Below are 14314 nucleotides of genomic sequence, written 5' to 3' on the forward strand. Positions count from 1 at the left end.
ATATGAAAAAAGTAAATAAAAGATTTGTATTAATTGGAATGGGTGCTTTCGGTGTCGAAATTGCAAAAGCACTCCGCGACAATAACGAAGATTTATTGATCGTTCTGCATAATCAATTTGATAGTATGAAAGAGTCAAGAGATTCTTTGATTACTTTAAAGAGGTTGAGAGAAATGGGGTTTGAATATCTGTATGAAACCGATACAACAAACCCAATGGCCTTGAGAAAACATATTAAAGAAACGGATGCTGTGATTTTATCACATGGACAGAATTTCGAAACAAAACTATTAACTATTGAGGCTTTAAAGGAAATAGGGGTTCACGAGATTTATGCACGTGCGACTCGTGATATGCATGCTAGAGTCCTCAATAAAATGGGAATTACTAAAGTGATTTTCCCTGAAAAGCAAGAAGGAAAAAGATTTGCTTTGGAATTGCTTAATAAAAAAGCTTTGACTATAGACGAAGTAGCTCCTGGTGTTTTTATCAGTGAGATGAAGTTACCAAAATCGTTTATTGGGGAGAGTGTTAGAAAGCTGAGATTCCGTGATACCATGCACGTTTCTGTCATCTGTTTAAAAGAAAATTCTTCTACTTGTCATTTAGAAGGAGAAGAAAAGATTTATATCCAAGATTTTAGAGATATTACATTAACAGATAGACATACACTAGTGATCGCTGGAGGTAAAGAAAGAATTAAACACGTTGTAAGTATGGTAGAAGGCTAAGCCATTTGAACTACAATGCTAGATAATAAATGATCTAATTGATCAAATTGTTGATGGAGGTCAAAATGTTCGATACATGCAGTTCGGGCATTTTGGCCTTTTTCTTTTAATTCATGTGTTTTTAATTTATGAATTAGAGAGAAGTTTTTCGTCAAAGCATCATAGTCTGATGGATTTGAAGTCCATCCACAATTAAAGTACTTTACGATTTCTGCACCTTCACCTTCTCCATGATAGATGATAGGTAAGCCAACACTCATGCTTTCATATAACTTAGCAGGCAGGGTACCTTTTACATAGTTGATCTGAGATATTAAAGCAATATCAAATTGTCTTAGGGTTTGAGGTACTAAATGATAATCTATGGCTCTGTTTAGAAACACATTATTCAATTGCTTCTTCTTGATGATAGATTGGATATTTTTATAATCCACACCATCTCCAAAAATATGTAATTCAATATTTAAATCATCAAACGCTATTTCCTTAATTAATTTTGAGATACCATGTGCTACCCCTAAAACACCCATATAAACTACTTTGATTTTTTCGGTTGAATTAAAATCAGTTTTCTGACGGAATTGTTTAGTATTTGCACCAATTCGGTAGATATGAGGTAAATCAAACCCTAAATCTTTGATGTATTCTTGTGATTCTTTAGATTGTGTTACTAAAGCATCTGCTTTTTTGTAATAGAACTTTTCTAACCAATGCAATACTTTATAAGCAACTGATGATTTCGATAAACCATTAATGTCAACCATCGCCTGAGGCCATAAATCACTTACATTTAGCACTACATTTACACCGTAAAGTTTTTTGGCAAGGATACCAAAAATAGGCAATGTAATTGGTGGGGTTTGTATGAGTAAAATATCTAATTTTTGCTTTTTCACCTCTCTTAATGAAGTGAACATACTAAATAGCATACTAAACATACTGATAAGACGAAGGAACATATTGTTCTTCTGAGAAGGCAATAACCAATGCCTAATTACTGTAATGTTCTTCTCCTTAGATGTTCTTTTCCAAGTAAAAAAGTCTTTGAGAGTAATTTTCCCAGTAGGGTAATAAGGGTGAGAGGTAAATACTGTCACTTTATTTCCTTTTTTGGAAAAACTTTGGGCTAAGAATTCAAATTGATGAGGGGCAGCACCAAAATCCGGCGGAAAGCAATGTGTTACTATTCCGATGTTTTTTGATGTTTTCCCTAAGGTATTCTGTAATGTTTCTTGTATGTTCTCTGTATAATACGTCATTAAATCTTCCTAGCGATCTACTTCCCCCATAATAATATCAATCGACCCCATGATCACAATAAGATCAGATAATAGGTTGCCTTTACCTAACTCTGGTAAAACACTTAAGTTACAAAAACAACATGATCTTGCTTTAAGTCGTTCAGGGATATCAGATTTTCCGTTGGTACGCATAAAAAATCCAAGTTCCCCTTTAGGGCCTTCAGCTCTTGCATAATAATCCATTGCTTTTGGTCTAATTTTCTTTGGTACAAAAGCTTGAGGATCAAAATTTCTATCTCTTTTATGTTCTTTTTGAAGCTTACCAATACATTGTTCAATGATTTTGATAGACTCAAAACACTCTTCAACACGAACATATGTTCTGTCCCAACAATCACCTACGGAGCCCATAATTCCTTTGCCTACAGGAATATCAAAGTCTAATTCAGGGTATACTGAATAAGCATCCACTCTTCTTAAATCATGTGCTAACCCAGATCCTCTAAGAACCGGTCCTGAAGTGGCATATTCAAGTGCTGTACTTAAAGGTAGAACCCCAACATTTGCCGTTCTTTCTACAAAGATTTTATTGTTGATCACCATTTCTCTAAACTCAAAGAGTTTAGGTTTGAGGTAGGTGATGAATTCTAAACATTTCTCTTCAAAACCAACAGGTAAATCATAATATAAACCTCCAATCCAGATATAATTATAAAGCATTCGAGCACCAGAAACCCATTCTAGAAGTCTTAGAATGTGTTCTCTATCACGCATCATCCACAAGAAAGGAGTAGTGGCACCTGTATCCAAAACATAAGTACTTACCGCAATAAAGTGAGAAGCTATTCTGTTCAATTCGGCCACCAAAACTCTGATATATTCCACTCTTTTGGGAATTTTATCAGTAATACCCAGCATATGTTCTACACCCATTGCATAAATATGCTCAGAGTTCATAGAAGCTACATAATCCATTCTATCGATGTAAGGAATGATTTGCTGAAAACTTAAATTCTCAGCATGTTTTTCGAAACATCTGTGCAAATAGCCTAAATGAGGAGTAAGATCTACTACATATTCACCATCGGTTAATACTTCTACTCTTAATACACCATGCGTAGCAGGGTGATGCGGGCCTATATTAAGGACCATCTCCTCTGTACGAAGGTTATCTATATTGTAAAAGTTACGAGATGAATTTACTAAATGGTTTTCATCATATTGATATTGAACTTGTCTTTTCTCCATCAAAAAATAGCTGTTTGTCAAAAAGAATTATTAACAAAAGTCGTTAATAATCATTGAAAAATAAAAACTGATTACAAAGATGAAAAAAAAAGAACTAAAAATAGCCCAAAACCTTAGTTTAGTTATTAATGATAAGAAAATAAGACTATTTTTGCTCATGACTTAAATGACTTTGTGAAAAGTCATGCCTAGGGCCATTTCATTTTTTTCGAAATGGGTAGTAGTAACATTTTTGACGCACTTTAAATCGTTTTTTAAGATGGGAACACCACAAGACGAAACTCAATCAAATGAGTTAAACGAGCAAAATTTGACAGAGGAAACAACTTCACAGATCGAGGATGTGGCAGACATGGAGGATGTTGCAGACTTCGGTGATGATGAAGCCACTTCAGTGGAAGAAGAATTACAGGAAGACAAAGACTTTACTGGATTCGGAAAACAAGAATTATTAGCAGAGATCAAGAAGATTGTTAACTCTTCTGATGTCGTAAAAGCAGAAAAGATTTCTAAGAAAATCAAAGAAGCTTTTGATCCAATCGTAAAAGAGGAGGAAGCAGCTGCTAAAGCCGAGTATTTAGAAGCGAATGGTAACACAGACGGTTTCGAATACCATAATGCGGACATCAAATCATTCAACGATGCTTTTTATGCTATCAAGAATGCAAGACGTCAGCATTTCGAGCAAATGCAGAAATTGAGAGAAGATAACCTGAAGAAGAAAAGAGCCATCATCAATCAGGTAAAAGAACTTATTGAAAGCACTGATGATAAAGGTGTGATGTCAAAAGTGAAAGATCTTCAAAAAGATTGGAAAGCAACTGGCGCAGTTCCACAGCAATATGCTGACGAAATATATAAAACTTATGGTGCATTATTGGATCGTTTCTACGATCAAATGTCTATAGAGTTTGAATTAAAAGAATTGGACAGACAACACAATCTAAAAGCGAAAAAAGCACTTATCGAAAGAGCTGAGAAACTTTTAGAAGTAGAGAACATTTCTGAAGCAGTAGTTTTATTAAACAACTTGCACGAGGAGTTTAGATCAATCGGTCCAGTTCCTAAAGACGATAGAGACTCTATCTGGAACGCTTTCAAAGAGATTTCGGATAAGATCTACGAAAAGAAAAGACAATATGCAGAAGAGTTTAAGCAAGTGTTGGATCAAAACATGAAACTTAAGCAAGCATTATGTCTTAAAGTGGAGCCATTCTCAACTTTTGATACAGATAGAATCAAAGAGTGGAATGAGGAAACAAAAAGTTTGTTAGCTGTTCAAAAGGAGTGGGAAGCAATTGGTCCTGTTCCAAGAGAAGTAGCTTCAGGAATCAACAAACAATTCTGGGCAAACTTTAAGCAATTCTTCGCTAACAAAAACAAATTCTTCGAAGTATTAGAAGCGCAAAGAGCTGAAAACTTAGAGAAGAAGAAAGTTCTAGTAGCAAAAGCAGAAGAGTTAAAAGAAAGTTCTGATTGGAACGCTACAGCTGATGCTTTAATCGCTTTACAAAAAGAGTGGAAGTCTATCGGTCCAGTTCCAGAGAAATTCAGAGATTCTGTATATGCTGAGTTCAAAGCAGCTTGTGATGCTTTCTTCGAAAGAAAGAGAAACAAGAGAAACGAAGAGAACAAAGAATATGCTGAGAATCTTAACAAGAAGGAAGAAATTATTCTTGAGTTAAATAAACTAACTGAGGATAAGACGAAATTCGATCAAACTCTTCTTGATGAGAAAACTGAAGCATTCTTTGCTATCGGATTCGTTCCAAGAAAAGAGAAAGATGCTATCGTTGATAAATTCGTAGCAGCTGTAGAAGCATTTGTAGCTACTGCAGAAGAATTAGACGAGAAAGATAAACTTCAAGCTTTAGCAGGTATCTTTAACAAGATTCCTTCAGGTGGTAGAAAGTTCAGAAACCAAGAGCAAAACATCAGAAACAAGATTAAAACTCATGAAGATGATATTGCACTTTGGCAAAACAACTTGGCTTTCTTCGCTAACTCTAAAACTGCTGATAAATTATTATCAGAGTATAACGAGAAAATCGAAGCTTCTAAAGCAGAGTTGAAGAAGTTGAAAGATCAATTAAGAGTGATTCAATCTATCGAAGATTAATCACTTTGATATAAAATAAAGAATGCCTTACTAATATTTTAGTAGGGCTTTTTTATGTATTTCTAATACCTAAATGAAAGATATCATCTGATGTGTTAATTCGATATCAAACAATTTAAGATTTTTTAAATGTTTGAGTTGAAACAAAATATTTTCGTAAGCGTTTGATTTATTATAAGTTAGATGAATGCGCTTAGTAGATAATAAGATATTAAGAGAGTTAAATAGATCACCTCTTTGTTAATGACAAAGAGGTGATTTTTGTTTTTATAAATCTAGATTCATTTTAATACCCGCTCTAAACCATCTTCCAGGTTGAGGGATATTTCCAAAATCATAATATTCTTGGTTGAAGATATTTGATGCTTCTGTATAGAAATACATCATTTTGTACTGATAACTTAATCTTAAATCTACAGTAGTAAATGGTTTGTATTCTGTTTCTGATGGGTTGAAATCTGCATCGTAAGCAGTGTAACTACCATTTCTATCTTGGTATACTAATTTCCAATCGGCAATCAGATTATCTAAGAATACTTTATGTTTAATACCTACAGTTACTTTATGGTTCAAGTGATCTAAAGCATAGTTAGAAACCAATGAATCAGCAGCAGATTTATCTACTTTCAATCCAAGATAATTGACAGTTACTGATTTTAAAGTCGATTGTTTGCCTAATACTTGTTCAAAATTAAAGACAGTGTTTAAAGTGATACCTTGTGTATTTAGCTCTGTCAAGTTTTGAGCTTGCCATTTATCTTCAGAAGGGTATTTTACCCAATCGATAATATTTTTACCATATCTAATGAAGTAAGAAGCACTTGCATGAATCCATTTACGGTCTAATTTAGCACCCGCTTCATAGGTAGTTGCTCTTTCTTCTTTTAGATCAGGGTTACCAATATTAGTAGGACCTTGATAATATAAATCAGTATAGGTTGGGATACGCATTGCAGTGTTTGCTGTACCAAATAATCTAACTGATTCATTAAACGCATAAGAGATATCTAAACCAGGGAAGACATCAAATCCATCGCTAGATTCTGCTAACTGAGTATTGTAGTTAAACATTAAACCAGCAGAAGCTGTGAATTTTTTCCAAACAACATTATGCTCAAGAAATAAAGAGTAGTTAAAACGATCTTTCCCTTTTGTATATGCAGTATTATCTACACCGTCAATAGAAACGGGGTCATCAAGATCTTCACCCAATACATTACTTAAGATACCTTCGTAACGGGCATCAAAACCAATAGAAGTTTTACCAAATTTAGATGGGATGATGGTATTCAGATTAAAGCCCATGGCATCCATTTGATGGTAGTTATGGTTCGTGTACCAACTTGCAGGATTATCTCTATACAATTCAAATCTATCGTAGGTTCTATTCCAATATACTGTTGGGCTTACTTTAATTTTACCATTATTGGTAAATCTTAAAGAGCCATGATATAATTTATTTCTTTCGTACTGATTAGGGTATAACGGAGTGTAAAATGAATTAGCTCCAAATCCTTTATCAGATATACCAGCAGTTAAGTCAAAAGTACCCTGCTTTACGTCGTAGCTACCGTGGTAATAGAAAGTAACATCTTCAAAGTCTGTATTATCGATGTATCCATCACTTTTCTTGTATGAACCAGTAATAAGGTGTCTTGTTTTACCCGAAGTAAGGTTAACTCTACCGGTATATTTTTGCAAGCCATATTCACCTGCCATTACATGTGCATAGATATTATTTTTATCAAGTGGTTTGGTTTGTATATTAATTGCTCCGGTAAAAGCGTTAGCTCCAAAAACTCTAGAAGCAGGACCTTCTAAAACTTCAACAGCATAAGCGGCTTCAAGATCTACAGGAAGGAATAAATTTAAGTGACCCGTTTGTGGGTTGTTCATATTGATTCCGTTCAAAAGAATTAACGACTGATCAAATGAACCACCACGAATACTTACATCTCCTTGAACCCCCATAGGGCCCCTAGAACGCATGTCAACACCTGCAACATACCCTAAAACTTGATCAAAACTTTGAGCAGGCATCGCCTGTAGTTCTTCTTGAGGAATGTAAGTAACTATTCTTGCTTGTTCAGAAAATGTTTGAGGTACACGACCCGAATTAATGGTAACCTCGTCTAGATAATATTCTGATAATTTAGTAGAATCTGATTCTTGTGCGTAGCCCACAAGACTCAAAAGTACGAAAATGAATGAACAGTGAAACTGTAAAAATGTTTTCATAATTGTGGATAGGATATCCGAAAAAAATATGTGAAATAAATAAAATGAGTAGGTCTCACTTTGAGGAATAAAGGAGACAGTCTACTAATAAAAAAGGAATGTAGAAAGTTAGTCAATCAAAGGGTCATCATCGTCTTTTTGAAGACCGATGAACATTATTCTTGGATGATTTTCGATGACACAAGGAGTGAGTTGTACCGTTTTTTTAACGACACAGATTTTTACCACCTTTTTCAAGGTGTTAAAAATTGAATACCCTTTTCTTGACCATCGTTTAAAATAAATCATTCTCTTTTTAAGATTTTGCTTTAGACGTAAGCGTTAACCCTATGTTGATAATGCAAATTTAGGCATCATTAAAATAGGTTCAAGTAAAAGAGGTAGGTAATGATTGTTAATGTTCTGATTATTTCATCGAATATATTTTTTGTCTCAAAACGTTGAAAATCATTCCCATATTTAATTGATTATCATCATCCGTTTTAACATCAATAGTATTTTGATTTTGATGATTTATCTCCATGAGACGAATTTCTCTGAAGGTGTCTTCTGAATTATAAGATAGATTTTGATTGAAATGATCAACCAAATCAAATAATTGTTTGTCTGAAGATGCGACTACCTCAGCTTCTAATTCTTGATTTGAAAATAGCTTTTTGATCTTATTTTTCAGTTGACCTGAAAACATTGATGACTTTACGTTGTTCTCCTGAAGAACATTTGATGAGACATGTATATTATTTTGTCCTACTACAATCTGAGAAAATAGGCAGAATAGTATGATTGATAATAGATGTTTCATAGATTAGTTCGATTGATAATTAGGTAATATTTAAATTGTTTCAAATCAAAAGGTTAACCGTTTGTTTGATACAATACAAAATTAGAAAAATGTTTTCTAAATATTAGTTGATATCAAACAATAATTCGTTTTATTAGCGCTTATTAAATAAAATCATGATCGTAGTAACTGGAGGTTCAAAAGGAATCGGAAGAGCAATTGTAGAAAAATTTGCTAAAGATGGAATAGACGTAGCAGTATGTGCTAGAAACTTAGAATCACTACAAGAATTAAAAGATCAATTATCGCAATATGCTGAAATCCATATTTTTCAAGCAGATGTGTCAACAAAAGAAGATTGTCAGAAATTTATAGAAGAAGTGAAATCACTTCAAAAGCCTATTGATATTTTAGTTAATAATGCCGGAGTATTTGTTCCAGGTGCTATCTATGAAGAGGAAGAGGGAGCCTTCGAAATGATGATGCAAACCAATATGTATTCTACCTACTACATCACAAGAGGTTTTGTACATCAAATGATGGAAAACAAAAAAGGACATATTTTCAATATCGCTTCTGTAGCTTCTTTTATGGCTTATACCAACGGTGGTTCTTACGCTATCTCAAAACATGCTATGTTAGGCTTTTCAAAATGTTTAAGAGAAGAAATGAAACCTCACAATATCAAAGTGACTTCCGTAATGCCTGGAGCAACGTTCACTAACAGTTGGGCAGGGGTTGACCTACCAGAAGACCGCTTTATGAAATCTCAAGACATCGCCGACCTTGTTTACTCAGCTTACAACTTATCTAACAGTGCTTGTGTAGAAGACATTATTGTTCGACCGCAGTTGGGGGACATTTAATGTTGTTTGAGGTAATTATGAAGCTTGTTGGATTTGCTTTGTTTTCTATATAAAGTGAGGAGCTAGGAACTAGGAATTAGGAACTGAATTATTTAATAAATTATATTTTTAAAAATATGAAATTACATTAATAGATAGTTTTGATAATCAAACTCAAGTATTATTTTAACTCCTAACTCCTAACTCCTAACTCCTAACTCCTAACTCCTAACTAAGCCCAAACGGCTTCTCACATTCCAATATAAAATGCATTCCAAGTGGTGCAATCCTCATTTCCTCTCCTGAGTTAGAGATTTCTATGAGGCGTTTCATCATAAGATTTTCTAGGATGATTTCTATATCTATACTGGAACAGTCTAGCTTTTCTATAGCCCATTGTTCAATACCTTTTATTTTGATCCAAATACGTGAGGTTTCGTATTCTATGAAGGATATTTTCTTGAGGTAGTGAAGGATCTCAATTTCTTCTAGGGAAGCATCTCTTAGTATTTTTACTAGCGTAAGATGCTGTTTACAAGGATTTCTGAAGGTGACCGCGTTTGAAAATAGTATCGCCCACCTTTGTTGTTGCTTTGGAAGACTTTCTAAACCACTGTCTGTAATGAAGGCATAAATTGTTTTTAAGGGTATTTTTCTAACTGGAATATTTTTCTCAATTAGAAATTTTCTAGCCATACTTATAATCGTATGAGAATTGAGCTGCTGCCAATTATCAAAACTAATATTTTTTACTTCAGTGGTGTCTGCTATATGTTCTAAAAAACTGTAGTTATCTTGAATACTCATTATTAATGATCAGTTTCAATCATTTTCTGACAATAAATCATGCCAATTGCTTTCTTTTGAACAAATATAGTCAGAGATTTTTAATATGGCGATGGCATCTGAACACAATCCAAAAGGAGATACCCATCTGTTTTGATCACGTTTAAAGACCATTGGGTGGAAAAGATATGTTTTTTTGTTTTCATCCCATAAAGGCATGACCATCCATTGATCTTCACCTTTTCTTAAGGATATCCATTTATAGTTAGGATGTCTACCTACATTTCCTAAAGTCTCTACAACATCAAATTCTATGTTAGAATCTGTAATTAGGCTTCTAAAATTGTCTAATGCACTAGTTAAGCGAACATCTATAAGTTGGAGGTGGGCAAAATAAGCACCAATAAATAAAGAGATATCTTCGGGGCTATCAGTTTTAATATATGGTGGTAAACTTGATTCAAAATTAAATAGATGTGGTTTTACTAAAAAAGTGTTTTCATCAGGTAAATAAATAATGATCATTTGGTGGTATTGACCAATAGGGTATGAAGCATATATAGGAGCTTCTACTGCTTGAGTATAATCAAACATGTCGTGCCACATACTTGAGAAAAAGTTTTGCTCTTCGGCAACTCTACCTTTAACAATACATATGTCATTAACCAGCTCAATAATGGCTTTTATGGAATGTAAGGTTCTATATCTTTTAGTAGTTTTAAAGTTGATATTTTCCCACTTTAACCATTCGTCCTTCCAATTATAAAATTCAACATTAGGTAACCTAAGTTTGTAATCGAAGCAAGACGGCATATCGAGTGTGTAACCAGGATAATAGAATTCCATGTTACGATCTAAAGACCATTCGATTTCGAAAAGCATGGATATAAAACCAAGTCCAGCATCTTTAAAGTCTTCATGATATATTGCCATTAGGCTAGATAAAGATTTATCTCCAACATCAAAAAAGCTTGCAGCAGCTAATTGACCATTGGCATAAAAACTTATTTGCCAAGTGTTGTATGGAATTAGACTGATATCTTTGTCAGAATCCACTCCAAAGTAGTGTAGGAGGGATTTTTCCTCTTCATCAAAACGGTTTTTTCTATAATCTGTGAAAAGAGTTTTATGATCCTCAGTAATATTTAGAGGTTCAATTACTATATCAAATTTATTTCTTGTTTGTCTTATTTTCTTTCGTTGTGATCTCGAAAGCATATTATTTTCTAGGCGACAACGTAACGGAAGTACTCCTTGCATCTTGTCATCAAAGTACATCATTTCGTAAGTAGCCATATTTAGGGAATGTCTAAAATACCCTTTAGCCAATAGTTGGTCGATTTCAACTGGCGTAAGTTTCTTTTCTTGTGAAGAAACAATACCAAATGCTAGTTCATAATACATTGTAAGGAAATAACTTGAAACACAGTTTGTTTGTTCCGCTTGTTTGTAAGTATTAAGAGTGTTATGTAAGATGAATAGAAGCAGAATGAGAAAAAGGAGATGAGCTAACATCTCCTTTTTTTAGACTGTGAACTAAAGAGTATATTTTAATTAACAGCCTATTATAATTTTATTGATTCCACTCTGATGGAGCAACTCTCCATGACTTCAATGAATCGATGTCCTCCGCTTTGATGTAATCTTGCTCTAAAGCTAATTCTAACATCGCATCGTAGTTAGATAAAGTCACTAGAGGAATACCAGCTTCTTTGAAGTTGTTTACCGATAAATCAAATCCATAAGTGAAGATGGCAGCCATACCTAACACTTCGATACCTGCTTCTTTCAAAGCCGCAGCAGCTTTAAGTGATGAACCTCCAGTAGAAATCAAATCTTCGATAACCACTACTTTAGCACCTGCTTTCAATTCACCTTCAATCATGTTCGTCATACCATGTCCTTTTGGCTTAGAACGAACATAAGCGAAAGGAATACCCAATGCATCTGCGATTAATGCCCCTTGAGGGATACCCGCTGTAGCAACACCAACAATAGCTTCTGCATCTGCGAACTGCTCTTGAATTTTAGAACTTAATGCATGTTTGATATACGTTCTTGCGTGAGGGTGTGACAAAGAAAGCCTGTTGTCGCAATAAATTGGTGACTTCCATCCTGAAGCCCAAGTGAAAGGATCGTTTGGACGGATCTTAATAGCATTGATCTCTAATAACAAAGAAGCGACCTTTTTTGCAATAGTATTTTCCATTGTTGTTGCTAATGAATATGTTTAGTTTAAAGAGGATTTCTCTTTAATTTTACTTAAACCGAGAGAAAACAATATTTTTCTCAGCTTTTGCAAAAATAAGATACAATTTGTAAAAATTAATTGTTGATATTTGATTTATGATAAAATAATTGTCAATTAATGGTTCATGAACGCGGGCTTTCAACAAATACTTAAAAAATTTTGGGGTTACGATAACTTTCGACCTCTTCAAGAAGATATCATTAGTAGTGTTTTTAAGGGAAATGACACTCTTGCTTTGTTGCCGACCGGTGGAGGAAAATCAATTTGCTTCCAAGTACCCGGTATTGCAAGAAAAGGAGTGTGTATTGTCATTACACCCCTAATTTCTTTGATGAAAGACCAAGTGCACCAGTTGAACGATAGAGGAATTCCTGCCAAAGCCTTGTACTCTGGATTGTCTATCAAAGAGATGGATACATTATTAGAGAATACTGTTCAAGGGAAAGTTAAATTCTTGTATGTATCACCAGAACGAATTCGCACTAAGTTATTTATTGAGCGTTTAAAACGAATGGCTGTGGGTTTATTAGTGGTCGATGAAGCCCATTGTATCTCTCAGTGGGGGCACGATTTTCGTCCACAATATTTAAAAATTGGCGAATTAAGAGAGCTTATTCCAGATACTCCTGTTATTGCGGTTACCGCTACTGCTACCCAAGAAACACAAAAAGAGATTGTAGAACTTTTGCTATTTAAGGAGAATCACAATGTGTTTAAGGGAAGTTTTGCACGTCCTAATCTTTCTTTTTCTGTTAGCAAAGAGTTAGATACTACCCAAAAAATGCTCAAAATTCTAAATTCTGTAGAAGGGAGTAGCATTGTGTATGCGAGAACTCGAAAAATGACCAAGGACATTTCAAGCCTTTTGTTGAGTTATAACATCAATGCCGATTATTATCATGGTGGTTTAGTTCCTGAGCAAAGAAGTAAGCGTCAGGAAGCTTGGGTGAAGAACCATATTCGTGTAATTGTGGCGACGAATGCTTTCGGAATGGGAATAGATAAACCTGATGTTCGATCGGTAATCAATATCGGTGCACCAGAAAGTATTGAGGCCTATTATCAAGAAGCCGGAAGAGGAGGTAGAGATGGAGAAAAGTCGTATGCTGTTCTTTTGGTAAAGGAGGATACAAGACAGAAGTTATTAGAGTGGGTAGAACAACGTCATCCTGATGTCAAAGTATTGAAGAAAATATATCAATGCTTAGGAAATCATTTCCGTTTAGCGGTAGGTAGTGGAGAAATGAGTTCATTCGATTTTTACCTCAAGCCCTTTATTCAGAAATACGAACTTCCCCCTCAAGAAACTTATTACGGATTGAAACGATTGGAGGAACATGGTATTTTGTTATTCAACGAAAGTGTATTTCATGATCCCACCTTAAATATCAAAACTACTCCCGACGACTTATACGACTATCTGATTCGTCAGCCTCATCATGAATTATTAATGAAAGGGGTTTTAAGAATGTATGGAGGGGAGTTATATAATTCTTTTGTGCGTATTGACGAAAAAGATATTGCCATGCAAAATGGTATTCCATTGGATCGTGTGACGTTCTATTTACAAGAATTACACAATTTAGAGTTGGTAGATTACCAGCCTAAAAGGGAGAAACCTCAAGTCACGTTTCTAATTCCAAGACATTTACCCGAAAGATTACCTATTGATCGTAAATTATTGGCCTTCAGAAAACAGCAAGATTATAAAAGAGCAAAATCAATGATACACTTCATCCAAAATAAGACGAGGTGTAGAAGTATTATGCTCAGAGAATATTTTGGTGATTTTGATGGAGAAAATTGTGGGGTATGCGATGTCTGTATAGAACAAAAGAAAAAGAAATCGTATCAAGAAGTACCTGATAATTATAAAGCTGAAATATTGAAAGTACTAAAGGATCAGCCGATGTCGGTACACGAATTGGAATCTGAAGTAGCACCTATCAACTTAGATTATTTTGGGAAGACCTTGTCACGACTATTTGATGAAAAGACGTTACATTGGAATGAAGAGAAAAAAGTAGCGATTGCATAAAAAAAAGAAAACACTCACATATGTAAGTGTTCTCTC

The 14314-nt window shown here is 34.4% G+C and carries 12 protein-coding genes; 4 read left to right on the plus strand and 8 right to left on the minus strand.

Going from position 1 to position 14314, the window contains the following annotated elements:
- The first annotated feature begins 2 nt into the window (after nucleotides 1–2).
- Nucleotides 3–731, plus strand: a complete 729-nt coding sequence (locus MY04_RS04155) for a potassium channel family protein (protein ID WP_066206762.1) — start codon at nucleotides 3–5, stop codon at nucleotides 729–731.
- On the opposite strand, the gene MY04_RS04160 is transcribed toward MY04_RS04155, so the two are convergent.
- Nucleotides 728–1990 (minus strand): glycosyltransferase family 4 protein, encoded by a 1263-nt coding sequence (locus MY04_RS04160; protein ID WP_066206765.1) that lies wholly within the window; start codon nucleotides 1988–1990, stop codon nucleotides 728–730. The two genes, MY04_RS04155 and MY04_RS04160, sit on opposite strands and share 4 nt — an antisense overlap.
- A 9-nt stretch (nucleotides 1991–1999) precedes the next feature.
- Complete coding sequence (locus MY04_RS04165; protein ID WP_066206769.1) at nucleotides 2000–3220, minus strand: NADH-quinone oxidoreductase subunit D; 1221 nt, start codon at nucleotides 3218–3220, stop codon at nucleotides 2000–2002.
- A gap of 259 nt (nucleotides 3221–3479) precedes the next feature.
- Between MY04_RS04165 and MY04_RS04170 the strand changes: the two genes are divergently transcribed.
- Nucleotides 3480–5339 carry a DUF349 domain-containing protein gene (locus MY04_RS04170; protein ID WP_066206772.1) on the plus strand — a complete coding sequence of 620 codons (1860 nt, stop codon included), beginning with the start codon at nucleotides 3480–3482 and terminating at the stop codon, nucleotides 5337–5339.
- Between the two features lie 267 nt (nucleotides 5340–5606).
- On the opposite strand, the gene MY04_RS04175 is transcribed toward MY04_RS04170, so the two are convergent.
- The 3 genes from MY04_RS04175 to MY04_RS04185 form a co-directional block, all read right to left on the minus strand.
- Complete coding sequence (locus MY04_RS04175) at nucleotides 5607–7577, minus strand: TonB-dependent receptor plug domain-containing protein (protein WP_084005762.1); 1971 nt, start codon at nucleotides 7575–7577, stop codon at nucleotides 5607–5609.
- Nucleotides 7578–7685: 108 nt separating this feature from the next.
- Nucleotides 7686–7865, minus strand: a complete 180-nt coding sequence (locus MY04_RS04180) for a hypothetical protein (RefSeq protein ID WP_066206776.1) — start codon at nucleotides 7863–7865, stop codon at nucleotides 7686–7688.
- Between the two features lie 118 nt (nucleotides 7866–7983).
- Nucleotides 7984–8379: a hypothetical protein gene (locus tag MY04_RS04185; RefSeq protein ID WP_158297553.1), complete on the minus strand. Its 396-nt coding sequence runs from the start codon at nucleotides 8377–8379 to the stop codon at nucleotides 7984–7986.
- Between the two features lie 155 nt (nucleotides 8380–8534).
- Here MY04_RS04185 and MY04_RS04190 point away from each other — a divergent pair, with 155 nt between their 5' ends.
- A complete protein-coding gene (locus MY04_RS04190; RefSeq protein WP_066206781.1) occupies nucleotides 8535–9224 on the plus strand; it encodes an SDR family oxidoreductase in 690 nt (229 codons plus the stop codon).
- Nucleotides 9225–9431: 207 nt separating this feature from the next.
- Here the strand turns inward: MY04_RS04190 and MY04_RS04195 are convergent, their stop codons facing one another.
- From MY04_RS04195 to pyrE, 3 genes are all read right to left on the minus strand, one after another.
- A complete protein-coding gene (locus tag MY04_RS04195) occupies nucleotides 9432–10010 on the minus strand; it encodes a hypothetical protein (RefSeq protein WP_066206787.1) in 579 nt (192 codons plus the stop codon).
- A 15-nt stretch (nucleotides 10011–10025) separates the two neighbouring features.
- On the minus strand, nucleotides 10026–11393 hold the full coding sequence (locus MY04_RS04200) for a hypothetical protein (protein ID WP_066206789.1): 1368 nt from the start codon (nucleotides 11391–11393) through the stop codon (nucleotides 10026–10028).
- 169 nt (nucleotides 11394–11562) lie between these two features.
- Nucleotides 11563–12198 carry an orotate phosphoribosyltransferase gene (pyrE, locus tag MY04_RS04205; protein WP_066206792.1) on the minus strand — a complete coding sequence of 212 codons (636 nt, stop codon included), beginning with the start codon at nucleotides 12196–12198 and terminating at the stop codon, nucleotides 11563–11565.
- Between the two features lie 166 nt (nucleotides 12199–12364).
- Here pyrE and MY04_RS04210 point away from each other — a divergent pair, with 166 nt between their 5' ends.
- The gene (locus MY04_RS04210; RefSeq protein ID WP_066206795.1) at nucleotides 12365–14278 is read left to right on the plus strand and encodes a RecQ family ATP-dependent DNA helicase; all 1914 of its coding nucleotides are present in this window, start codon (nucleotides 12365–12367) and stop codon (nucleotides 14276–14278) included.
- Nucleotides 14279–14314: the final 36 nt, after the last annotated feature.

This window comes from Flammeovirga sp. MY04 (genome assembly GCF_001682195.2).
GTDB classification, from domain to species: Bacteria; Bacteroidota; Bacteroidia; order Cytophagales; family Flammeovirgaceae; genus Flammeovirga; species Flammeovirga yaeyamensis.

Excerpts from the sequence above, each read along its gene's own strand:
- MY04_RS04155 (WP_066206762.1), top strand. The coding sequence starts at position 3 with ATGAAAAAAGTAAATAAAAGATTTGTATTAATTGGAATGGGTGCTTTC.
- MY04_RS04160 (WP_066206765.1), bottom strand. The coding sequence starts at position 1,990 with ATGACGTATTATACAGAGAACATACAAGAAACATTACAGAATACCTTA.
- MY04_RS04165 (WP_066206769.1), bottom strand. The coding sequence starts at position 3,220 with ATGGAGAAAAGACAAGTTCAATATCAATATGATGAAAACCATTTAGTA.
- MY04_RS04170 (WP_066206772.1), top strand. The coding sequence starts at position 3,480 with ATGGGAACACCACAAGACGAAACTCAATCAAATGAGTTAAACGAGCAA.
- MY04_RS04175 (WP_084005762.1), bottom strand. The coding sequence starts at position 7,577 with ATGAAAACATTTTTACAGTTTCACTGTTCATTCATTTTCGTACTTTTG.
- MY04_RS04180 (WP_066206776.1), bottom strand. The coding sequence starts at position 7,865 with ATGATTTATTTTAAACGATGGTCAAGAAAAGGGTATTCAATTTTTAAC.
- MY04_RS04185 (WP_158297553.1), bottom strand. The coding sequence starts at position 8,379 with ATGAAACATCTATTATCAATCATACTATTCTGCCTATTTTCTCAGATT.
- MY04_RS04190 (WP_066206781.1), top strand. The coding sequence starts at position 8,535 with ATGATCGTAGTAACTGGAGGTTCAAAAGGAATCGGAAGAGCAATTGTA.
- MY04_RS04195 (WP_066206787.1), bottom strand. The coding sequence starts at position 10,010 with ATGAGTATTCAAGATAACTACAGTTTTTTAGAACATATAGCAGACACC.
- MY04_RS04200 (WP_066206789.1), bottom strand. The coding sequence starts at position 11,393 with ATGTATTATGAACTAGCATTTGGTATTGTTTCTTCACAAGAAAAGAAA.
- pyrE (WP_066206792.1), bottom strand. The coding sequence starts at position 12,198 with ATGGAAAATACTATTGCAAAAAAGGTCGCTTCTTTGTTATTAGAGATC.
- MY04_RS04210 (WP_066206795.1), top strand. The coding sequence starts at position 12,365 with ATGAACGCGGGCTTTCAACAAATACTTAAAAAATTTTGGGGTTACGAT.